Origin of the sequence: Temperatibacter marinus, from assembly GCF_031598375.1 — a bacterium.
Taxonomy (GTDB): domain Bacteria; phylum Pseudomonadota; class Alphaproteobacteria; order Sphingomonadales; family Kordiimonadaceae; genus Temperatibacter; species Temperatibacter marinus.
On sequence record NZ_CP123872.1, the window covers coordinates 1,539,873 to 1,560,709 of the forward strand.

Sequence of the window (20,837 nt, forward strand, 5' to 3'; positions counted from 1 at the left end):
GGCTATTTTATTAGATGGCGCCCAAAGCGGATAAAATGAGACCTGATACGTCACTAAGCTACACAGTAATGTCTTAAATCCTAGAATTGGTGATAAATAATAAAAGTATATCAGCCATGGGTAATTGTTGCGACTAAGGGCTACAGCCCACAATCATTCAGATAGCGCGTATTTGCTCAATGAAGACGATTAAAACATAGGAGAAAATAATAGCAAGACCAGAGGATCAAAGCTCATAGATATCTGTGATTCAAGCAATGTTTTAGACTGATCAAAATCATGGCGTTTCCTTTTTATGCATGACACTGTTTGTGCTACCAGTGATGGGATAGTGTTGATGTATCAATTCGATAATTTCTTGGCCATATTTTTTTAGTCTAGGTATTTCATGTGAGGTCCGTGAACTCAATGTTTGACTAATCTCTTTATAGACATTTGCCATAGCCCTAATAGACGGTAAATCCTGCGTTAGAAGTACAGTATTATTACTGAGCGCTTTTTTGTATAGTGGTCCATCTTGTATACGCGTATTTGCGTTTACAATATTGCGGTTGGCTTCTCTCACCAGTTCCCGGCTGTTAGGATAATTCATATCTATAATCTTGATCGCTAGGCTAAAAGCTTCGTGCATATATTGTTCGTCATTAGTATAATCAAGATCAAGATGCCGCGACAGCGCATCATAGTCTGATATTTTTTTGATCAGTTCAGGGCTGGTAATTTTGCGAATAGCACCAGAATTTTTAAGCTGATCTAGTGTAGCTCTGTTCCAGCTGTATGGTCTATATCCCGGTGACGTCGTAAATAAAAAGAGATCGAGGTTACTAAGCTGGTGAAGTGGAATGTCCTTAATATGTTTTGCCAGCATTCGGCCTTTAGTCCCCCTAAGATCGATTTGCTCAGCTACGGGAATTAACATTTCAGCGTCTTGTTGTAAGTCATTTTCAAGGGCTGAAAGATACTGTTCTATTTGCAATTGCTCGTTTCTTTCATCGTTCCAGTCAGTGACTTGCATACCAAGGAAAATACCCGTAACAACCACAAGCATGTCCAGCCCAACGGCAAACCAGTTTTGCTCAGTAACGTGTTTCACAAAGCGACGTAAGATCATAGCTTTCCTCCCCAGAAAATATTTGAATAATATCTATATGGGAATTGTAGAAGAATGTAAAATTGAGATGACGACACCGGCTGAGTTCGCCCTAACCACTCATGCTGTACATCACGAGGATATCCATTGCCATATCCCTCCTTACTTTTGCCTTACCTGACATTCTCAGAGTTGATCTATGATATCAGATGGGCATTGCTCCGCCTGCAAACGATCACGTAAGTCATGTCACAGCTATGGATGACACAACCCTTTGGCACATAAGCAGCTAGCGACTTGTATAAGGTGGCGCTCGCAGCATTAGTCTTGCAAGAAATTTGATCCGTATGCCGTGGAAACGTGAACACATCTTCAACAGCCCTACCTGCTTTGCGGACCTTAACCATGTCCCTACAAATGGTACTTTTCTTTCACTGCTGGATGTCTTTAGTTAACGTCACAGATAGGGATTTAGGTCGATGTATAGCACCACATTGTCTAAGTGTATATCGTCTATAGCTAGACGCAAAATCTATATTAACCTCATACCCGTGCCATTGATCAGATCAACATTCCATCTGATATCATCGTTCACGAGCCGACATTGTTCCTGTTCGGGACCTAATTCATTATCCGACGCTTGCCTCTTTAAACTTTGTAGGGCTGGTCCCCTCTTGGAGACTGTAACAGGATTTGATTGTCGTGAGAGTGAGTGGCGCACCGGGGAGGATTCGAACCCCCGGCCCCTAGATTCGTAGTCTAGTGCTCTATCCAGCTGAGCTACCGGTGCGCATATATTCAATTGTGTCACACAAGAAGACTGATACCCTCTTGGTGTGCGGCGGAACCTACTCAGATTGCTTTAGGATTGCAAGAAGAAATTTCTTTTTATTGTAACTTTTATAAAAGAAAGATAGATTGGCCTGAGTTCTAACCTTCAAAAACGACCTATACTTACATGCAAAATTTTGTAAAACCTATTGTTATTACTGGATTAATTCTGACTCTTTGTGGCTGCGTTGGCTATCAGCATGAATGGCCAAAATTGACAGATCCACTCCCCAAAAATGTGGAAATGTCAGCGTCTTCGATTGAAATAAAAGGACATCCATCTCCCATAAGAGAGAGTGTCGAGTCTCTGTCTGCTGTTTCTTTAACGACGGAGACGATTGAAAAACAAGTGCCTGCTCTCACGATGGCCCTGAAGGAAGCCCAGTCAACATTGATGGCGGCTTTGGCCTTCTATGAAAAAGAACAACCAGAGGAGGCTAAAGAAGTGGCTTGGGGAAGTTTGCAAATTGCCTATACACGTCTTTCACAGCAGTTCAGTAAGCTTGAAGACCTTATCCGTGCAGTCGAGCGTGGCAACAAGAGCGAGATGTCTTCATTGTTGAAGATGCTTCTCAAACAGCATGAAACAACTCTTGCCTCAATGAAATTAGTCAGCCCTTTTGTTCTGCGAAAGAATTAAGGCACTAGCTGTCGGGATTAATCGGCAGATAGATAAGGAAGTGACTGCCCTCTTGAGAAGTTTCTTCCAATTCAATGGTGCCTTTATGGGCTTCGACCATTTCTTTAGCGATGGCTAATCCTAGGCCCGTTCCGCCTTTTGTCTTACGTGTCGTACTCACAAAGGGTTTGAATAATTTTGCTTGTGCTTCTTCATTGAAACCGGGCCCTGTGTCGCAGAGCCTAATCTGATGATAATCATCTACAGGCTTGGCTGCGACGGTGATCGACCCTTCGACTTCCATCGCTTCTAAGCTGTTTTTCACTAGATTATAAATGACACGAAACAACTGATCTGGATCCGCTGGAATGAGATAATCTATGGGTACTGCGTTATGAAATTCCACCGGAGAATCGCCCATGTTCAGGCTATCAGCAATTTCACTAGCTAGGTCATGTAAATTGACCTCTCTAAAAACAGGATCTGGTTCTTTGGCAGATCCATATTTAAGGGTGCGGGTGCATAAATCAATGGCGCGAGTGAGGGCCCGCTCCAGACGCCCTGTAATTCGCGTTATTTTGGGGTCTTCAACGCGAGCGAGGGTGGAAGAAGCAAGCGAGGCAGTGGTGAGCATGCCGCGCAGATCGTGGTTGATCTTACTGATTGCTTCCCCTAATTCTGCTAAGCGTTGTTTTTGCTTTAGCGACTGTTGGACGTGTTGCTGACTGCTCCGCAATTCTCTGGATACAACGCCAATTTCATCGCGTCGCTTGCTATAAGGAAGAACCGCTTTGGGATCTTCTGAGTTTGATTGAAAGCGTACAATGTTTTTCTTCAGCCGCCGCATGGGCCTAACAACCACCCAGTGCAGGCATAGATAAACAAGCAGGCCTGTGGAAAAAGAAATAAGTGCGGATAGGATAATCAAGTTGTTTGAGTGAGCAATCATGGCCTCATAAAGCTCTTCTTCGTAGACGGTCATCTCAATCCACATCGTGTCTTTGAGAATTGGCTCACCAATCACACTGATATAACGATCCCCTTCTGCAGAGAAGGTTTCCATTGCATCCGCGATCAAACTACCGATGGCTGCCCCGCGGATGTCGTATACTGTTTCAACATCTGAAGGCATTTGATCAAAGCCGAGCATGCGACTTTGGTCATTCCTGCGCATGACAATCGAAACAACACCCGAGGCCGCAAGCAGGTTTCGTTCTAGCTCTGGCGTTACCCGATTCATAGGGCTAGCTTCTAAACTCATGGCCGCGATTTGGGCGGCCTTAAGGGTTTGACTCAAATAGGTTTCTCTAAAAGTTGCTATGGCAGGGAAATAGACAAAGGCTTCTACAAGCATCACAAAAAGTACTGTGACGATAAGAATCTTTGATCTAAGACTGGATCGAATAGGCCGGTATCGTTCTGGCATCGCCTTATATAAACCTTTTGAGGGCACTTTAAGTGCCGCATACTTACTAACAAAAAGTGATTCTTCCATATTTTTATGAATTAGGCGATTAATTTCATCAAAAAAATGTGAATAGCATGACTAAAGGGATATTTTTCATAGAATTTACGCCATAAACCAGAAAAATGACATCTTAGAGCATGACTCGGTTGACTTTAGTGTTCGGGGGCGTTATGTACCGCTCAAATTATCCGTTCAGCAGTCGGCTGGGCGACAAACTGGAGTAAATCACGTGAAACGTACATATCAACCAAGTGTTCTGGTTCGTAAGCGTCGTCATGGTTTCCGCGCTCGTAAAGCTACCGTTGGTGGCCGTTCTATTTTGAATGCACGTCGCGCGAAAGGCCGTAAGCGTCTTTCTGCTTAAGAGCAGACTGCTTCGACTTTTGAATAGATTGAAAGCTGGTTCGGCGAATGCGGACCAGCTTTTTTTCGTTTCCCTTCCGTGGTAAGAGACAGAAATGACATTGCATAGAATAAAAGAAAGACCTGATTATTTGGCTGTTGCTGCGACACGCCGTCGCTGGGTCACGCCGTCCTTTATTCTCCAGTATATGCCACCAGCAACTGCATTAGAGACACCTTCTAAAGAGGTTTCTGAAGCAGAAAATTTTAGATCAAAGGGGCAAGTCGCACCGATGGTTGGATTTACAGTGACAAAAAAGGTGGGCAATGCTGTCGTGCGAAACCGGATTAGGCGCCGTATGAAAGAAGTAGCAAGAGTGATAGTTCCCTCGCACGGTGAGCAGGGCGCCCGCTATGTGATGATTGGGCGTCATGGGGGACTCGAAAATTCTTTCGAAAAAATGCAAAAGGACTTGATTTGGGCACTTGAAAAATTGGCAAAGAACGCTGATTTAAAAGATCAGAGGCCGTCGCGGAAAAAGTCGGCAGGGCAAAAAAGAGATAAAAAGACCAAAAAAGTAGAGAAAGTGGAATAAAGATGGCATCTCCTCTTGCATGGTGCCTATCAAAACTGGTACGAGCCTATCAGCTTTTTATTTCCCCTTTGTTAGGGTCAAATTGTCGATATGAGCCTTCTTGCAGCAGTTACGCGATGGAAGCTCTTGAAAAACATGGTGGCTTAAAAGGGACTTGGTTGACGGCCAAGCGAATACTGAGATGCCATCCTTGGGGAGGGCATGGGTATGATCCGGTGCCGCCAGTTGCTGATGGTGATCATCAGCATAAAGAAGATTAATATTAATTATTTTGCAGGAAACTGCTGCATTACAGGGTGTTTAGTCACATGGGCGAAAGTAAAAATATTATTGTTGCAATAGCATTGTCGCTATTATTTATGTTTGGATATAACGAGTTCTATCTCGGACCCAAATTAGAAAAAGAGCGACTCGCATACGAAGAGCAACAGAAAGCTTTAGAGGGCAGCCAAATTCCAGGAAAAGCGCCCACTGATCCCGCCAAAGTGATCCCAGGACAAAAACCTGCCTCTTCAGTAGAAACTGGGGGACAAATCTCGCTAGCAGATGCGCTGTCAGAGACAACACGCCTTAAAATCTCGACACCAGAACTTATTGGCTCTTTATCTTTGCGTGGGGCCATCATTGATGATCTTCAGTTGGTCAATCACAAGGTAGAGAAAGATAGTGAGGATTTAATCCGCTTGCTTACCCCAATGGGGATCCGAGGGGAAAAAGCTTATTATACGAGATTTGGCTGGGTTGATTCCAATTTAAATTCGTTGGTTCCTGAAAATGCTTTATGGACATCAAATTCTACAGAACTAACCCCGACCAGCCCTGTAACACTCAGCTATGTAAATGCGGAGGGTATAGAGTTTATTCAAACAATTTCCGTTGATGATAAATTTATGTTCACCGTGGAACAAACCATTAATAACAATAGTACCGCAGATGTCGCAGCCTCCGCTTATGGCCTGGTAGAGCGTCAAGGTCCCATTGAGACAGATGGTATGTTTATCCTTCATGAAGGCCTTATTGCTGGGTTGAGTGACGAAGCGAATAAGACTTTGATCGAATTAGATTATGAAGATGCGGCGACAGACCCAATCAATCAAGAAACAACGGGGGGTTGGCTAGGCATCACTGATAAATATTGGATGACCGTCCTTGTTCCTGATCAAAAGACTGTTTTACCTCGTGCAGCAATGTCACAGATGGGGGCTGCCTATGGTGCGGAATATTTCAACTATGTTGAAACAGTCAAAGCTAATGAAAGTGCTACGGTTACGAACCGCTTTTACGCAGGGGCGAAAGATGTTCCTACAATTCGTCAATATCAAGAAGACCTCGGGGTTGAAATCTTTATCGACTCAGTGGATTGGGGTTGGTTTCATTTTATAACCTATCCATTTTATGTGGCTCTGCATTTCTTATTCGGTCTTGTCGGTAATTTTGGGGTTGCTATTATTCTGTTTACGATTGTCATAAAGCTGGCTCTTTTCCCTCTTGCCAATAAGCAATATGTGTCTATGGCTCATATGAAAAAAGTTCAGCCACAGATCAAGAAAATGCAAGAGCGGTATAAAGACGATCGTGCAAAATTGCAGCAAGAGATGATGGCGCTCTATAAAAAAGAGAAAATCAATCCTATGGCGGGTTGCTTGCCAATCTTCATTCAAATACCGATTTTCTTCTCTCTCTATAAAGTCCTTTATGTGACAATCGATATGCGTCATCAGCCATTCTTTGGATGGATTACTGATTTGAGCGCGCCAGATCCTTTGACGCCTCTTAATTTGTTTGGCCTCATTCCATGGGATCCTCCAAGCCTCATTGCAGTTGGTATTTGGCCAATTCTCATGGGTGTTTCTATGTGGGCTCAGCAAAAGATGAATCCAACGACAATGGCGCCTGAGCAGCAAAAAATTATGAATATGCTCCCAATTATCTTTACATTTATTCTTGCAAACTTTGCTGCAGGACTGGTGATCTACTGGACATGGAATGCTATTCTATCAGTGGCACAGCAGTATGTGATTACACGCCGCGAAGAAGCAAAAGGCTAACCGTCACTTTTTGTGGCAGTCTGTAAGGGACAGATCATGGAATTAAACTTTGATGAAGAACAATTAAAGAGCGGTGAGCGTCTATTTCGGGCGCCTATCGACTTTGTCAAAGGGGCTGTATCCCTTGATACACTGCCGCCGCCGGATCGTCCTGAAATTGCATTTGCTGGCCGCTCGAATGTGGGTAAGTCAAGTTTGATCAATGCCCTTACATGGCGCAAAAACCTTGCACGAACATCGGGAACTCCTGGCCGAACACAGGAGTTGAACTATTTTAATATGGGGGCAACCATTGATCTGCCCCTTTATGTGGTTGATTTGCCTGGGTATGGGTATGCAAAAATTGAACGCAAGAAGGTACAGGCTTGGACTCGCCTCGTGAAAACATATCTTCAAGGGCGTTCAAATTTAAGACGGGTGATGTTGTTGATTGATAGCCGTCATGGTTTAAAAGAAACAGATAAAGAGATTATGGCGATGCTCGACGAAGCTGCTGTTAACTATCAGTTGGTCTTGACGAAATTTGATAAATTGAAAGTCTCTGATCGAGAAGCTGCCCTTGATAAAGTCAGGGAACAGGCCAAAAAATTTATTGCGTGTCATCCTGTGATCATCGGGACGAGCAGTGATAAGAATGTTGGTTTAAAAGAATTGCGCGCTGAAATTCGGACCATTGCCGAATAACGCGCAGCCTTAAAGCTTTTCAAAAATTAAACTGAAATTATTCGCGGGCATTGGGAGTATTGTTGGATCGGCAAATCGGGTTCTATTCGCGGCCTCGATGACGTCTTCCATGGCCCTCACACCCCATTCAGGGTTGCTGCTTTTTAAATTGCGATCAAATTGTACATTTGACTGAGATGTATGCTCCCCACCGCGCTTATAGGGTCCGTATAGATAGAGTTGTCCTCCACTTTCCAGAAGGCTACTAGCAGCTTTAAAGAGATGTCTAGTCAGTGTCCAAGGCGCGATGTGAATAAGATTAAAGGCGCAGACAGCGTCTACCTTAGGCAAGAGGGGCCATTCCTTCATCAAGTTTAGATAGAGGGGGTCCGCAAGATTTGGCATACCGCAGTGATTCTTCCACGCTAGAATGCTGGCCAGCTTGTCGTCTTCAATGTCTGAAGGGATCCAGTGTATATTGGGTAACTGTGACGCAAAATAACTGGCATGTTGTCCCGTGCCGGAGGCAAATTCCAAAACAGTGGCTTTTTCTGGGAAATAATCTTTTAAGACATTGAGAATAACATCTTTGTTTCTATCGACGTGAGGAGCATGTAGACGCAGGTCATTATTCTTCAGGTCTACATTTTTTGGATCAAAAAATTTTGCCTTATTTTTATCAGCCACGTTTTTTCCGCCATTCACTGAAGAGATAGAGCGGCACTACAATCGCAGCTCCCAAAAGAATATATTCAAGACCTGCGCCTACAAGCCAATTCCAAAGCGATGCCAGCTTATTTATAATATAGCCATATATATCACCCGCTGATTTCCCAAATGTCTTGAGAAGGAATCCGACGGCCAGGCTTAGAATGACCAATTTTATGATAGTAGACCCATCAGGAAATTTCATAGTATGCCCTCAATCTTGTTTTTCTTATGGATAGAGTGACTCAAAGCATAGCTGTAGGTCAAGCTTTTCACCCATTTGGTTTCTGGCGCTGAGATGATTTGCGTGCTGATCAGTCTCTGTCTCTTGAGCGAAGACTATATCCAGAACACACTTTTGGGTCTTATATTGCATAATATACTGACTGCCCTCAGTGCGTATTAGACGGGGTTCACCGAAGAGAGTGAATATGTCAGATGGTGTTTTCCCAAGTAATGTTATGGCTTTGGGAATAGTGCGCACCACAGGCTTTGGCAGTAAAGGAACTGCCTCACGAGGGGCCTCTTCGACTTGTGAATTCACAGTTTCTGCAACAGGGGCCTCTGTCTGACCCATGCAGGCAGTAAGGAGGGTTAAGGCAGCAATTAGCCCACCCTTTTTACCATTATCCAAAATGGATCGTCTAGAAATTCCCATGTTTATCTTGTTCCATACATTTTTGAGTGATGTGGGTCATAATAGCTGTCCCGATAATGGGAGCGGCTAAATTGAGGACAGGTACTAAAAACATAGCAGCATTTGCTATGCCACCCAACATCATCTTGCTTTGATGACGTATCCTGAAAGCTTTCATTTCTTGAAAAGACATATGACGCAAGGCTGCAATTTCCATATATTCTCGACCGACCAAATAGCCGTTTATCAAAAGATAGAGGACAAGGGTGCCAATGCCTAAGGTCGTCAGTAAAATCAGATAGGGAATCAGAGCTAGAAGATTTACCACAAGAACCACAATCCCGAACTTTAAGGCGTGAACTAAGTTTTCAGTAAAACCAACCTCTCTCTTCTTTAAGTTATGAGGGTAATAATCTTCTTCAACAGCGTCCATAATCTGTTCATTCATAACACCCATCACCACTCTCGCTATGGGGGGGAAGAGAAAATAACCGACGATTCCAAAAAGAGGAATTGCAAGAATAGCAAAGGTAGTGTCTGCCCATCCCCACTCATGAAGTTTGCCGTCAAGCCAGTCCCATCCGGTAATCATTCCTTCTGGCCAATAGCTGAAGAAAGTGATGAGTAGAACGATCATTGTCAGTATAGAAAGTCCTGTGCCGATAAAGAATACTTTTCGAAAGGCGGGATGGAGCAGCTGCTGCCAAGTCTTATTAACGCTATCAATAACCATGATGTCCTCACTGAGTGTCTTTTTATTATGACTTATATCTATTTTTCTTTATAGGTAAGGATTGATGAAGCCTAATGCAATGGTTCGGTTAAAAATAAGATGCTTTTAAGGATAGAATATGACGACATCACCTAAATTAATCACGATTGGCAATGCGATTGTTGATGTACTGGCAAAGGTTGAAGACAGCTTTTTAGCAACGTTTTCTATGGATAAAGGTGCAATGCTTTTAGTGGACCAAGACCAGTCAACTAACATCTATGACGCTATGCCACCAGCCATAGAGCGTTCGGGGGGCTCAGCGGGCAACACGGCTGCAGGTGTGGCTATGCTTGGGGGGTCTGTCGGGTACATAGGTAAAGTTTTTGATGACCAGTTGGGGAAGATTTTTCGCCATGATATCGGCGCTGTTGGCGTTGATTTTCCAACCCCTGCTGCCACAGAAGGGGAATCTACAGCCAATTGTATGGTCCTGATTACTCCAGATGCTCAGCGCACTATGAATACCTATTTAGGAGCATGCGGTGGCTTGTCAGTCGATGACATTGACGAAGCTTATATTGCTGGCGCTGAAATCATTTATGTTGAAGGATATTTATGGGATAGGCCTGATGCAAAAGAGGCGGTGCTTAAGGCCTTTAAGATTGCAAAGGCTTCTAAGACCAAAGTAGCTCTTAGCCTATCAGATAGTTTCTGTGTGGATCGGTTCAGAGATGAATTTATGCAGTTAATTGAAGAATATGTGGATATCTTGTTCGCCAATGAAGACGAGATTAAGTCTCTTTATGAAATTGAAGACTTTTCTCGTGCTGCAAGCCTCGCCCGTGGCAGTGTAGAGATCGCAGCGCTAACCCGGGGTGATAAGGGCAGTACCATCATTGCGGAGGGGCAAACTTTTGCTATTCCGGCAGAACCTACATCTGTTGAAGACACAACAGGGGCAGGAGACCTCTATGCCGCCGGGTTTTTATATGGCCTGCAACAAGGCTACGGTGCTGCTACCTGTGCCAGGATTGGGGGCATTTGTGCTGCCGAGGTGATTTCCCACGTGGGCCCTCGTCCGGAAGTTGATCTTAAAGACTTGATCGTGGGCCTCACTTAGCTCAATTCTTTAATCAAATTAATTGTATCTTCTCCGTAGCCGAGGGCTTTGTAAAAGCCTCGGCCTTCGGTGTTTGAGGAAAAGACTTCTAAATGTAAAAGACGATAGTCCTTTTTTCTTGCCCAAGACTCGGCCTCTTGCATTAAGGCCTTCCCGACGCCAGAGTGTTGAGCTTCTTTTTTAACAGCAAGCAATGGAATGGTGCCACAAGCTTCGCCTGATACCTCGTCCTTAGACTTGCATGCATGTATAAAGCCCACAGGTTGAGTGTCTATTTCGGCTATTACTGTGTGACTTTCACTTTTCTCACACTCCAACATTTCAAGAATGTAAGCCTGTTGGAACATTTTTATAGCGGCATCGGAATGCCAAGCGAGTTTGATTGGTTCCGCAAGAATAGGCGAGAGAGAAAGGATAAATTCTCTGTCATTGGGAGTTGCGCTGCGCAGTGTTATTAAGGGCATGAATTGTCCACATCAAAAAGATATGATGCGGGAGGAGATCCCGCAATATCGTATGTTTCTTAGTGTCTAAAGTGACGCATTCCTGTAAAGACCATCGCAAGACCGGCTTCATTTGCTGCATCAATCACATCTTGGTCTCGCATAGATCCACCTGGTTGGATCACCGCAGTAGCGCCTGCTTCTGCCGCTGCGAGAAGTCCGTCAGCAAAGGGGAAGAAGGCATCCGATGCGACCACAGAGCCTTTGGCAAGAGTTTCTGAATCTCCTGCCATTTCTGCTGCTTCTCCAGCACGAATGGCTGCAATCCGCGAACTGTCGCGACGATTCATCTGGCCTGCCCCAATACCCACAGTCATACCATCACGTACATAAACAATCGCATTTGATTTCACATGTTTGCCAACTTGGAAAGCAAACAACATATCGGTGAGTTCTTGATCAGAAGGTTCACGGTCTGTTACTACTTTTAGATCCTCTCTGATGATGCGCCCTGTATCACGGTTTTGAACAAGAAAGCCGCCGGAAACGGTTTTCACCATTTTTGCATCTTGTTTTGGATCCGCTAAGCCGCCGGTTACTAATAGACGTAAATTCTTTTTCGCTGCAATAATTTCTTTAGCGTCATCACTCACAGAAGGAGCAATAATTACTTCTGTAAATACTTTTACAATTTCTGAAGCTGTTGTGGCATCAAGAGTGCCATTCAAAGCAACAATACCACCAAAGGCAGATACGGGGTCACATTTCAGCGCTTTTTTGTAGGCGTCTAGCAAGCTGTCAGCCTGGGCAACGCCGCAAGGGTTGGCATGTTTAATAATGGCAACCGTAGGTGTGGAAGGGTCAAATTCTGAAACCAATTCAAACGCGGCATCTGTATCGTTCAGATTATTATAGGAAAGCTCTTTTCCTTGGAGCTGAGTGGCGGTCGCTATGCCAGGGCGCTCTTCACTATTTTTATAGAAAGCGGCCACTTGATGTGGGTTTTCGCCGTAGCGGCATTCTTGGACTTTTGAGCCTGAAAAAGTGACCCTGTCCGCAAAGGTTTCACCGTTTTGTTGCGCGTACCACTGACTGATCGCTGTATCGTATGCGGCTGTTCGGGCATAAGCTTTTGCGGCACATTTCATACGGGTTGCGTGCGTTGTACCCCCTTGCTCTGAAATTTCAGTGATAATGGTCTCATAATCGCATGGGTCAGTAACAATCGTTACAAAAGCATGGTTCTTGGCCGCAGAACGCACCATTGCAGGGCCGCCTATATCGATGTTTTCTATACAAGTATCAAAGTCAGCACCGGACGCCACAGTAGCTTCAAAAGGATAAAGGTTAACCGCTACAAGGTCGATGCCCCCAATGTCATGATCTTTCATGGCTGTGATATGATCTTCATTGTCACGAAGTGCAAGAAAACCACCATGAATTTTAGGATGAAGTGTTTTGACACGACCATCCATCATTTCAGGAAATCCTGTATGGTCTGCAACTTCTTTTACGGGAATACCAGCGTCGCGGATGACTTTGGCAGAGCCGCCTGTTGAGAGTATTTCTGCCCCTTGGTCGGCGAGGGCTTTAGCGAGTTCTACAACGCCGCTTTTATCAGAAACAGAAATCAGAGCACGTTTTATTGTAACGATATTGGTCATTATCAGAGAGCCTTTTTACTTGGGTAGAGATCATGCCTGTACTCGTGGCCTTTAGGATAGATCTACACACTTGGAAAATTTACGCTGACGTAGCGGATTTTTCCCATTTCTGCAAGGGGTTTCATGGAAAAGCGCGTCATCAGAGTACTATAGTTTAAGAATTTATATCTTCTTTTGATAAGCGCCAGCGAATATAATCATTGATTAAGGTATCGGCTGAGGCTTGAATAACAATTTGCACAGATGGCTGTATGGACGCAGGTGTGTCCATATAAAGGCTTTCCTCTAAGTCACAGTCCGCACCGATGGACGAAAAGAGCCATGTACCAAAAGGACCTTGTATGCGGATGCGGCCATCATCTAATTTCTCGGCCGTGACCGAAGAGTGGAGATGAAATCGAAGTGAGGCTGATTGTTTTTCAGCTTTTTTAGGTTTTGATACGCGCCACTTTTCTTGACCTTTAACAGTTAAACCATCCTGTGAAAGCGTAATGCGTCTTTCGACTGAGACGCCAACACGCTTATCATAGCCATCGTGAGTTAGGCTAATTTCAAGAGCCCCGTTGTCATGGTTTTTACGGGTGAAATGAGTTGCAGTCACCCCGGCACCCATCTGGCCTGTCTCAGTAAATTTTGTACTATTTTTGTCACTTACAATGTGATTTGAGAAAGCGGCTGAGGTTCTGCTTAAGGGGGCGAGTTCGGGCATGGCTGTGCGGCTACCTGCAGGACCCATGCTCGTGATAATTCGGTATAAACTGTCCGAGAGTTCAAAAGCACCACAGCTTGCCCCTGCCTTTGCAGAAAAGGACGTCTGGGGTGCAGGACCCACATCCATTATAAGATTTGTTCTACCGTTGCTCAAACGCTGGTACCCTGTACGGGATGCACTTTCCATCGGACTGCCTTCAGCATCAGAGGCTTGAAGAATAGACTGTGTTCCAAATTGTCGTTCGGCGACGGATCCGCCTGAGGGCGATGTGCCCCCAAAAGCAGCCATGGATCCATCCTCAAACATTAGAGCTTTCACAAAAGGTCCAATCTTATCGAGCGTTGATTGAAGCCAAACAGGTTGCTCTGTCTCAGTTTCTTTATAGGCGCTTTTTAAAATGACCAATTGTTGCATGACTTTTATGGCATCAGCTGTACTACGCGATTGGGTGCCCCCGTCCGGATTAATAAAATATGCCAACGTTTTCGAGAGAAAGTCTTCACCGCGCTGTGTCCATTTTTCTCCGACAGGCAAGATGAGGCCTGACAAGATAAGGGCTGTGCCTCCGTATACTTCTCCCATGCCCTCAGAGCAATCTTTGGTTACTCGTTGAATATGACGGGCTTGGCAAGCCATGGTCAGCAATAATTTCGATTTATAAACCAGACAATTGCTTGATAATATAAGGGGCGCATGAACACACCAACTTATTTGACGGCGTGTAATGATATCGGGTTGCCAAACATCAATGTCAAAATCAGCATAATCCTCAAGCCAAAGACGCGTTAGATATTCAGCGGCTTCGCGAGCAAGGGGTTGATCGCCAACCTGGGCCAAATCCTCAAGAAAATTAAAACGATGAGCATGCGTGATAAGCGCATCCGTCTTCCCATATATCGCGGCCCAAAAGCTTTCGTTTATATCTATCATTTCGTTTTCGAAATGATACTCACCTCCCAAAAGTTTTCGACCGATTACACCGTTACCGGCCGCAGGATCATCGGGGGAGGCAAGAATTTGAACGGGATGACGACCTTTGAGACGCCATCTATAGAGGGCCTGCCCATAGCCCCATTCACGAAAGCGACGGCCTATCTTTTTCATGAATTTAGCGAGTAAAGACCTATTGGCAGGCCGCAACAATCGATAGGATTGTTCGTTACTACTTGCCATGATCTGAGCTCTTACTGATTCAGCCAGACTCATGCCTCACCCCTTATATAAATGCAGAAATTAAAGCTGCATTTGTTTACCCAAATTCTTTTTAGCTCTCGCCACGGAGCGCTTTCATATTCGTAGCATATTGATCAGGACCGCCCTTAAACGTAGCACTGCCAGCAACAAGTAAGTCTGCTCCTGCTGTGATGACCTGCGGGGCGGTTTCCATATTTACGCCGCCGTCAACTTGAAGATCAATCTCGCGACCAGATACATCAATGCGCCGGCGAGCCTCTTCAATTTTCTTCAATTGGGATGGTATGAAAGACTGCCCTCCAAAGCCAGGATTAACACTCATGACTAAAATTAGATCCAGCATATCGATCAGATAATCTAGACAGTCGAGCGGGGTGCCTGGATTAAATGAGAGGCCAGCTTTTTTACCAGTGGCCTTAATCATTTGCAGTGTGCGATGTACATGCGGCCCGGATTCAGCGTGAACGGTTATGATGTCAGAACCAGCATCAGCAAATGCTTGAATATAGCTGTCCACTGGGGCGACCATTAAATGGACATCGAAAATCTTCTGCGTATGGGGGCGAAGGCTTTTAACAACGTCTGGACCGATAGTAATATTCGGCACAAAATGACCGTCCATTACATCAATGTGAACATAGTCGCACCCTGCGGCATCGATCGCGCGCACTTCTTCACCTAATTTAGAAAAATCAGCAGACAGGATACTCGGGGCAATTCGAACTGGTTTTTGCATGGGACACTCTTTTAATGATGAATATGAATACGCCCCACTTGTACAGGAATCTAGTCCGAGTCGCAACAGGGAACGAATCGAGAAATGAAAAAATTTTTCTCAGCTAATTAGGCAGTTTTTGTAAGTCTTGCTGCGTAGAAACCATCCATACCGCCTTCATCAGAGAGATAATGAGGCAGGCAGAGTAAATCACCATCTTCTGTAATCAATTCCTTGAGGCCGCCTACTTCAGAGCTTGTGATGGGGCGCCGCTCGGCTGTCTTTGTTCGGCTAAGAAAATCTGTGATCGGATCAATAGATTCTGGGGCTTCAAGTGAGCAAACACAATAAATTAGTGTGCCGCCAACAGGTAGAAGATCAAAAGAGCGTTTCAGCATGCGCTTTTGAAGCCCTGCAAGTTTGATCACATCCTCGGGGTCTTTACACCACATCATGTCAGGATTTCGTCTCAGGGTGCCTGTTGCAGTACAGGGGGCGTCTAGTAAAATATGATCAATTTCATAGTCACTCAGATCAACTGTCAGAGCATCATCTGTGATAACTTTCGCTTTTAACCATGTACGTTTCATATTGGCATGAAGTCTTTTTAGACGCGGTTTAGAGCGATCTACTGCAATCACCTGAGCACCTGCTGCTGCAAGCTGCATGGTTTTGCCGCCAGGGGCAGCACAAAAATCGACGACTGTTTTACCTTTAATGTCCCCAAGTAGTGTGGCTGGAATGCTTGTGGCAAGGTCTTGCACCCACCAAGCACCTTGATCGTAACCAGAGAGCTTAGAGACGTCTGTTGGGTCGATTCTGAGGTTGCCTGTAGGCATGATTTTGGCTTCTAACTCAAGGGCTAAATCGTCCCGATCCGCATCATTTTTTACGGTCAGATCAATTTTAGGGGGGTGGCGCAGGCATTGTGCAATTTTTGCGACAATCTCAGCCCCATATGTTTGGGTCCAACTGCTGGCAATCCAATGTGGTAGATCTTCTTCTGGCGTTGACTCCATATGGGAAAGTATTTCATCTCTCTCCCGAATAGAGCGCCGCAAAATAGCATTGGCGATGCCCCTGTATCTTTCTCTTTTGCCGTATAGAAGATTTACGCTCTCATTCACTGCCGCATGATCATCCGTTCGCATGAAAAAAATCTGGGTCATTCCTAATAAGATAACGGCTCTTACATCAGTTGCATTTTCTTTGAAGGGCTTTTCCATCATGAAATCTAAAGTGCCAATCAAACTGCCGTATCGCCGCAAGGCCGTGCTGGTCAATTGCACAACAAAGGCTCGATCTCGACTATCTAATTTTTCCCTGTTTGCCGATTCCGTGATCGCATTCTCTAAAGTTTGTTGTTTTTCCAAGACGGCACGAAAGGCTTCGACTGCGACTTTTCTAGATATAGAAATTTTTGGAGACCGGCGGGGTTTTTGTGAGGAGTTTGACGTCATAATGATATCTTTATTCTAAGGTTCTATGGCAATGAAATGTAAAACAGTCCGTTAGGGCCTGATGAGAGGACAAGTGATGATCTTTACAGCTTGTCAATCTTTGATCCCTGCTATAGACCTTTTATGAGGCTGGGGAAAGGGAAATTGCAATGCAAGAGACTAGAGTTGTTATTGACAAACATTTTAATGGTCCAAATGTCAGTGCTAACGGTGGTTACGCCTGTGGCATGATGGCAGAAGTTTTACCGCAAGATCAGGCTGCTACAATGCGCCTGCTTGCCCCGCCACCCTTAGAGGTTGATCTGCGCCTTGTTGAGGATAATGGCCATGTTGAGCTCATTCACGGCAACACGGTGATTGGAACAGGTGAGAGCAGTCACCTTGATCCTGCGCGACCAGAATTACCCGATAATGTGAATATTTATCAGGCAGCAGAGAACCCGATCAGCAGTAGTTTTGATTTTCTTCGGCAGTGTTATGTCTGCGGTCCAGATAGACAAGAAGACGGCTTGCATATTCATCCGGGGTCATTGATAGGGCGTGATGGGGAAGTGGCTTGTTTCTGGCAAACCGCTTTGGATCAGGCAGACCAGGCAGGATTTGTTGATGGCCTCAGGCTTTGGTCGGCGCTTGATTGTCCGGGATATTTTGCGTCGGCGGCGGGGAAACCGGCTTTGCTTGGCTCCATGACGGCTCAAATACTTGGCGCCGTAAAAGCGGGTGAGATTGTTACCGTTCATGCTTGGACAAAATCAATCTCAGGCCGCAAGCACCGGGCTGGCGTGGCCTTGTATGGTCCGAATAGAGACTGTATTGCTCTCGCAGATCAAACATGGGTTGTGGTTAAAGATGAAATGTTTGATAGCCTGAGGGGGTAGGCAGAGTCTTAAGAGAAAAATAGAGAGGATAGAATGTGTCGCGCAGTCTAAAGCAAAGTGTTATTAACTTTACCAGAAAGCCAGTCTTAGCCACGTTTCTTTTTGGGATGTCTAGTGGTTTCCCATTGACTCTTGTTTTTACATTGATGACTTATTGGCTCAGGGATTATGGTGTTAGTCGTACTGGTATTGGCCTTTTTGCCTTAATTGGTCTTGCCTATAACATCAAATTTATCTGGTCTCCGATTTTAGATGGAGTGCAACTTGGCGTTTTTGCACGGCGTTTTGGTCACAGGCGAAGTTGGCTCTTTCTGATTTTGAGTCTTATGGCTGGACTTATGCTTCTTTTGGCTCAATTTGATCCAGTTGCAGATATCCAGATCGTGGCCCTGATCGCAGCCTTGATTGGGTTTCTTTCGGCTAGCCAAGATATTATCGTTGATGCTTACCGTATTGAAATACAACAAGATGAAGAACTTGGCCAAGGCGCAGCTATGTATGTATATGGATACCGCGTCGCGAACATGCTGGCAGCCTTATCAGGTCTTTATCTCGCTGACTTATTCGGTTGGTCAGTCGCTCTCTCGATAATGCCTCTCTTTGCTTTTACGGGAATGATTGCTGCCATATGGGTTGGGGAGCCTTCCCAAACAGAAGAGCAAAAAGAACAGCGGAGAAATCAGACATACAAGAGTTTTATGATCAATAATGTTTATGAGCCCTTTAAAGATTTTTTAACACGAGATAATGCCATTCTTATTCTAGTGATGATCATTTTCCTAAAGGTCGGTGATGCTATGGCAGATATGATGATCGGAGTCTTTCATATTGATCTGGGTTTTACAAAGATTGAAATAGCAGACTATAGTAAATTGGTTGGACAGATTGCGCTGTTTATAGGTATGGCGGCTGGGGCTGTACTCTACGGCGCGATGGGAAAATATCGAGCACTCTTTATTGCCACCGTTGCGATGATGGTGACAAATTTAATCTTTATTTGGGCCTTCTATCAAGGCAATGATGTGATAGCGCTGGCCATCAGTATGGCAACGGAGAAGTTCGCGACTGGCATGGGCGCAACAGTCATGGTGGCTTATATGTCTTCCCTTTGTAATCGTAATTTTACGGCTACGCAATATGCCTTGCTTTCTTCCGCAGCTGGTGTTGGTCGGACAGTCATGGGATCAAGTGGGGGATTTATCGTTGATGCCGTAGGATGGGTCAATTTCTTTTGGGTCACAACAGTTATTGCTATGCCAGGTGTGATCCTTTTGTATATTCTGTACAGAAGGAGCCCTGAGACAGAAGACTGATTTAAGCCTCTAATCCAGGTTGAAAGCTGTCATTAAAATGCAGTATTTCTATGAGAGAGTGCGAGCCATGATGATGAAAGAATATGAAAAAATTTCGGGACTATCGCAGGAGGAAATCCTTAAGTCGACCCCAATATATGCTCAATCAGGCTCGCTGCAAGTGCGTTTAGCACGGTCCTTCAATGAGATTATGCAAGCGCAAAAACTTCGATATAAAATTTTCTATAAAGAAATGCAGGCGAAGCCAAGCTTTCTACAAAAAATCACCTTACGAGATATCGATGATTACGACCGAATCTGTGATCATCTTCTGGTCCTTGATAGGGGTCGCCCTATTAATAAACAAGTGGTGGGGACTTATCGCTTATTGCCGCAAAAAACCGCTGAGGCTCATTCTGGATTTTACTCAGCAGGTGAATATAATCTAGCTGGCCTAGTTGCTCACACGCAGTCAACGTTAAAAGGAAAACAATTGCTCGAATTGGGCCGTTCCTGTGTCCACAAAGACTATCGAGCAAGTTCGACAATCAGTCTTTTATGGCAAGGAATATCCTCTTTTATGAGAGATCAAAATATTGCATATCTTTTTGGGTGCGCGAGTTTTGAAGGAACTGACCCAGGTGTACATGCAGAGGCGTTGTCATATCTGCATTATAATCACAGTGTTGAGCAAGAGATTGGAGTGGAAGTGCATCAAGGAATGGGGGTTTCTATGGACTTGATGACTGAAGAGGCCATTGATGTTAGACGTGCTAAGCGTGCCATGCCACCGCTTGTTAGGGGATATATTCGGTTAGGAGCAAAGATTGGTCGCGGTGCTTATATTGATGATCAATTTGGGACAACAGATGTTTTTATCCTTATGGATGTGAACTCTATCAGTCGTCGCTACAGTAAACATTATAACATCGGTTCAGCTCAAAATGACACGCAGTGATAGAATGTGGTCTTAGTCTTTAAATTCTTCGTTATAATAGGCTGCCGTTTTTTGTGCTTCTGTGATCATATTTTTGGTCAAAACATCCACATGATCAAGCATGCCAGCTTTGGTTGCCATTTCAACGGCTTTACATTTATTGCCAAGCGACGTGGCGCCAAAAGAATAGGCCGCGCTTTTGAGCGCATGAGATTTAATTTCCAACATATTCATGTCGCGGCTTTCAAGGATATCCTGAAAAAGTGTGATGTGATCCTCTATGTCCTCAATAAAGTTATCGATGAGCATGGAAAAACTATCTTCGCCCACTGTGTCGCGCATGACGTCTAGTTCTCTTGTACTTACTTCAGGTAGTGTATCAGACATAAATCAGCTTTCGGGATTGTTTAATTCTGCAAGACTCTCTTTTGTGGCTCGCATCAATCTAAAAACACCTCGAACCCCCTCTGGAGATACTATTTTTCCTTTTCTCCAGAAATGAATTTCGTTGGCAAGAGCCGCTTCCTTGGCAACTTTTTTTATATTGGGAAGAATCTTACGCCAATCATCCTTCTCAGGATCCCCATATTTTTGCACTAGGGTGAGGGCAATATCTCTGGGAGCAACTGTCTTATGTGCTTCAGTTAATTGAATAATTTCATCTAGAATTTTTTCAGGGTCAGTGTTCACAGTTTTTCCTTTGCA

At 44.6% G+C, this 20,837-nt stretch carries 23 protein-coding genes and 1 tRNA gene; 10 read left to right on the forward strand and 14 right to left on the reverse strand.

Features of this window, described 5'->3' with window-relative positions:
• Positions 1-277: 277 nt before the first annotated feature.
• A complete protein-coding gene (locus QGN29_RS06905; protein WP_310799966.1) occupies positions 278-1,111 on the reverse strand; it encodes a hypothetical protein in 834 nt (277 codons plus the stop codon).
• Positions 1,112-1,803: 692 nt separating this feature from the next.
• Positions 1,804-1,880, reverse strand: a tRNA-Arg gene (locus QGN29_RS06910).
• Positions 1,881-2,048: 168 nt separating this feature from the next.
• On the opposite strand from QGN29_RS06910, the gene QGN29_RS06915 reads away from it, so the two are divergent.
• On the forward strand, positions 2,049-2,561 hold the full coding sequence (locus QGN29_RS06915) for a hypothetical protein (protein WP_310799967.1): 513 nt from the start codon (positions 2,049-2,051) through the stop codon (positions 2,559-2,561).
• Positions 2,562-2,565: 4 nt separating this feature from the next.
• On the opposite strand, the gene QGN29_RS06920 is transcribed toward QGN29_RS06915, so the two are convergent.
• Positions 2,566-4,035, reverse strand: a complete 1,470-nt coding sequence (locus tag QGN29_RS06920; RefSeq protein WP_310799968.1) for a sensor histidine kinase — start codon at positions 4,033-4,035, stop codon at positions 2,566-2,568.
• A gap of 202 nt (positions 4,036-4,237) precedes the next feature.
• Between QGN29_RS06920 and rpmH the strand changes: the two genes are divergently transcribed.
• The 5 genes from rpmH to yihA all read left to right on the forward strand — a co-directional run bounded on the left by rpmH (position 4,238) and on the right by yihA (position 7,678).
• Positions 4,238-4,372 carry a 50S ribosomal protein L34 gene (gene rpmH / locus QGN29_RS06925; RefSeq protein ID WP_310799969.1) on the forward strand — a complete coding sequence of 45 codons (135 nt, stop codon included), beginning with the start codon at positions 4,238-4,240 and terminating at the stop codon, positions 4,370-4,372.
• A 94-nt stretch (positions 4,373-4,466) separates the two neighbouring features.
• A complete protein-coding gene (rnpA, locus tag QGN29_RS06930) occupies positions 4,467-4,946 on the forward strand; it encodes a ribonuclease P protein component (protein ID WP_310799970.1) in 480 nt (159 codons plus the stop codon).
• Positions 4,947-4,948: 2 nt separating this feature from the next.
• Positions 4,949-5,206 carry a membrane protein insertion efficiency factor YidD gene (gene yidD / locus QGN29_RS06935; protein WP_310799971.1) on the forward strand — a complete coding sequence of 86 codons (258 nt, stop codon included), beginning with the start codon at positions 4,949-4,951 and terminating at the stop codon, positions 5,204-5,206.
• A gap of 48 nt (positions 5,207-5,254) precedes the next feature.
• A complete protein-coding gene (yidC, locus tag QGN29_RS06940) occupies positions 5,255-6,994 on the forward strand; it encodes a membrane protein insertase YidC (protein ID WP_310799972.1) in 1,740 nt (579 codons plus the stop codon).
• A gap of 36 nt (positions 6,995-7,030) precedes the next feature.
• Entirely contained in the window at positions 7,031-7,678 is a 648-nt protein-coding gene (gene yihA / locus QGN29_RS06945) for a ribosome biogenesis GTP-binding protein YihA/YsxC (RefSeq protein ID WP_310799973.1), read from the forward strand.
• 9 nt (positions 7,679-7,687) lie between these two features.
• On the opposite strand, the gene QGN29_RS06950 is transcribed toward yihA, so the two are convergent.
• Genes QGN29_RS06950 through QGN29_RS06965 form a run of 4 tightly spaced genes read right to left on the reverse strand, consistent with a single transcriptional unit; the run spans position 7,688 to position 9,735 of the window.
• A complete protein-coding gene (locus tag QGN29_RS06950; RefSeq protein WP_310799974.1) occupies positions 7,688-8,344 on the reverse strand; it encodes a DUF938 domain-containing protein in 657 nt (218 codons plus the stop codon).
• Positions 8,337-8,570: a hypothetical protein gene (locus tag QGN29_RS06955; protein WP_310799975.1), complete on the reverse strand. Its 234-nt coding sequence runs from the start codon at positions 8,568-8,570 to the stop codon at positions 8,337-8,339. The genes QGN29_RS06950 and QGN29_RS06955 overlap by 8 nt, the downstream gene beginning before the upstream one ends.
• A gap of 24 nt (positions 8,571-8,594) precedes the next feature.
• Complete coding sequence (locus tag QGN29_RS06960; RefSeq protein ID WP_310799976.1) at positions 8,595-9,023, reverse strand: hypothetical protein; 429 nt, start codon at positions 9,021-9,023, stop codon at positions 8,595-8,597.
• Positions 9,010-9,735, reverse strand: a complete 726-nt coding sequence (locus tag QGN29_RS06965; RefSeq protein ID WP_310799977.1) for an EI24 domain-containing protein — start codon at positions 9,733-9,735, stop codon at positions 9,010-9,012. Before QGN29_RS06965 ends, QGN29_RS06960 begins: the two co-directional genes overlap by 14 nt.
• Positions 9,736-9,853: 118 nt before the next feature.
• Here QGN29_RS06965 and QGN29_RS06970 point away from each other — a divergent pair, with 118 nt between their 5' ends.
• On the forward strand, positions 9,854-10,837 hold the full coding sequence (locus QGN29_RS06970) for an adenosine kinase (protein ID WP_310799978.1): 984 nt from the start codon (positions 9,854-9,856) through the stop codon (positions 10,835-10,837).
• On the opposite strand, the gene QGN29_RS06975 is transcribed toward QGN29_RS06970, so the two are convergent.
• From QGN29_RS06975 to QGN29_RS06995, 5 genes are all read right to left on the reverse strand, one after another.
• On the reverse strand, positions 10,834-11,301 hold the full coding sequence (locus tag QGN29_RS06975; RefSeq protein WP_310799979.1) for a GNAT family N-acetyltransferase: 468 nt from the start codon (positions 11,299-11,301) through the stop codon (positions 10,834-10,836). The two genes, QGN29_RS06970 and QGN29_RS06975, sit on opposite strands and share 4 nt — an antisense overlap.
• Positions 11,302-11,360: 59 nt before the next feature.
• Positions 11,361-12,944, reverse strand: a complete 1,584-nt coding sequence (gene purH / locus QGN29_RS06980; protein ID WP_310799980.1) for a bifunctional phosphoribosylaminoimidazolecarboxamide formyltransferase/IMP cyclohydrolase — start codon at positions 12,942-12,944, stop codon at positions 11,361-11,363.
• Between the two features lie 154 nt (positions 12,945-13,098).
• Entirely contained in the window at positions 13,099-14,862 is a 1,764-nt protein-coding gene (locus QGN29_RS06985; RefSeq protein ID WP_310799981.1) for a heparinase II/III family protein, read from the reverse strand.
• Between the two features lie 58 nt (positions 14,863-14,920).
• On the reverse strand, positions 14,921-15,586 hold the full coding sequence (gene rpe, locus QGN29_RS06990; protein WP_310799982.1) for a ribulose-phosphate 3-epimerase: 666 nt from the start codon (positions 15,584-15,586) through the stop codon (positions 14,921-14,923).
• Between the two features lie 107 nt (positions 15,587-15,693).
• Positions 15,694-17,025 (reverse strand): RsmB/NOP family class I SAM-dependent RNA methyltransferase, encoded by a 1,332-nt coding sequence (locus QGN29_RS06995; RefSeq protein WP_310799983.1) that lies wholly within the window; start codon positions 17,023-17,025, stop codon positions 15,694-15,696.
• A gap of 149 nt (positions 17,026-17,174) precedes the next feature.
• Between QGN29_RS06995 and QGN29_RS07000 the strand changes: the two genes are divergently transcribed.
• The 3 genes from QGN29_RS07000 to QGN29_RS07010 all read left to right on the forward strand — a co-directional run bounded on the left by QGN29_RS07000 (position 17,175) and on the right by QGN29_RS07010 (position 20,153).
• Entirely contained in the window at positions 17,175-17,903 is a 729-nt protein-coding gene (locus tag QGN29_RS07000; protein WP_310799984.1) for a hotdog fold domain-containing protein, read from the forward strand.
• A gap of 35 nt (positions 17,904-17,938) precedes the next feature.
• On the forward strand, positions 17,939-19,216 hold the full coding sequence (locus tag QGN29_RS07005) for an AmpG family muropeptide MFS transporter (RefSeq protein WP_310799985.1): 1,278 nt from the start codon (positions 17,939-17,941) through the stop codon (positions 19,214-19,216).
• Between the two features lie 67 nt (positions 19,217-19,283).
• Positions 19,284-20,153, forward strand: a complete 870-nt coding sequence (locus tag QGN29_RS07010) for a GNAT family N-acetyltransferase (protein WP_310799986.1) — start codon at positions 19,284-19,286, stop codon at positions 20,151-20,153.
• A gap of 12 nt (positions 20,154-20,165) precedes the next feature.
• Here QGN29_RS07010 and QGN29_RS07015 read toward each other — a convergent pair whose 3' ends face one another.
• Positions 20,166-20,519, reverse strand: a complete 354-nt coding sequence (locus tag QGN29_RS07015) for an Hpt domain-containing protein (RefSeq protein WP_310799987.1) — start codon at positions 20,517-20,519, stop codon at positions 20,166-20,168.
• A gap of 3 nt (positions 20,520-20,522) precedes the next feature.
• Positions 20,523-20,822, reverse strand: a complete 300-nt coding sequence (locus QGN29_RS07020; protein ID WP_310799988.1) for a DUF3253 domain-containing protein — start codon at positions 20,820-20,822, stop codon at positions 20,523-20,525.
• Between the last annotated feature and the right edge of the window lie 15 nt (positions 20,823-20,837).

Excerpts from the sequence above, each read along its gene's own strand:
- QGN29_RS06905 (WP_310799966.1), bottom strand. The coding sequence starts at position 1,111 with ATGATCTTACGTCGCTTTGTGAAACACGTTACTGAGCAAAACTGGTTT.
- QGN29_RS06915 (WP_310799967.1), top strand. The coding sequence starts at position 2,049 with ATGCAAAATTTTGTAAAACCTATTGTTATTACTGGATTAATTCTGACT.
- QGN29_RS06920 (WP_310799968.1), bottom strand. The coding sequence starts at position 4,035 with ATGGAAGAATCACTTTTTGTTAGTAAGTATGCGGCACTTAAAGTGCCC.
- rnpA (WP_310799970.1), top strand. The coding sequence starts at position 4,467 with ATGACATTGCATAGAATAAAAGAAAGACCTGATTATTTGGCTGTTGCT.
- yidD (WP_310799971.1), top strand. The coding sequence starts at position 4,949 with ATGGCATCTCCTCTTGCATGGTGCCTATCAAAACTGGTACGAGCCTAT.
- yidC (WP_310799972.1), top strand. The coding sequence starts at position 5,255 with ATGGGCGAAAGTAAAAATATTATTGTTGCAATAGCATTGTCGCTATTA.
- yihA (WP_310799973.1), top strand. The coding sequence starts at position 7,031 with ATGGAATTAAACTTTGATGAAGAACAATTAAAGAGCGGTGAGCGTCTA.
- QGN29_RS06955 (WP_310799975.1), bottom strand. The coding sequence starts at position 8,570 with ATGAAATTTCCTGATGGGTCTACTATCATAAAATTGGTCATTCTAAGC.
- QGN29_RS06960 (WP_310799976.1), bottom strand. The coding sequence starts at position 9,023 with ATGGGAATTTCTAGACGATCCATTTTGGATAATGGTAAAAAGGGTGGG.
- QGN29_RS06965 (WP_310799977.1), bottom strand. The coding sequence starts at position 9,735 with ATGGTTATTGATAGCGTTAATAAGACTTGGCAGCAGCTGCTCCATCCC.
- QGN29_RS06970 (WP_310799978.1), top strand. The coding sequence starts at position 9,854 with ATGACGACATCACCTAAATTAATCACGATTGGCAATGCGATTGTTGAT.
- QGN29_RS06975 (WP_310799979.1), bottom strand. The coding sequence starts at position 11,301 with ATGCCCTTAATAACACTGCGCAGCGCAACTCCCAATGACAGAGAATTT.
- purH (WP_310799980.1), bottom strand. The coding sequence starts at position 12,944 with ATGACCAATATCGTTACAATAAAACGTGCTCTGATTTCTGTTTCTGAT.
- QGN29_RS06985 (WP_310799981.1), bottom strand. The coding sequence starts at position 14,862 with ATGAGTCTGGCTGAATCAGTAAGAGCTCAGATCATGGCAAGTAGTAAC.
- rpe (WP_310799982.1), bottom strand. The coding sequence starts at position 15,586 with ATGCAAAAACCAGTTCGAATTGCCCCGAGTATCCTGTCTGCTGATTTT.
- QGN29_RS06995 (WP_310799983.1), bottom strand. The coding sequence starts at position 17,025 with ATGACGTCAAACTCCTCACAAAAACCCCGCCGGTCTCCAAAAATTTCT.
- QGN29_RS07000 (WP_310799984.1), top strand. The coding sequence starts at position 17,175 with ATGCAAGAGACTAGAGTTGTTATTGACAAACATTTTAATGGTCCAAAT.
- QGN29_RS07010 (WP_310799986.1), top strand. The coding sequence starts at position 19,284 with ATGATGATGAAAGAATATGAAAAAATTTCGGGACTATCGCAGGAGGAA.
- QGN29_RS07015 (WP_310799987.1), bottom strand. The coding sequence starts at position 20,519 with ATGTCTGATACACTACCTGAAGTAAGTACAAGAGAACTAGACGTCATG.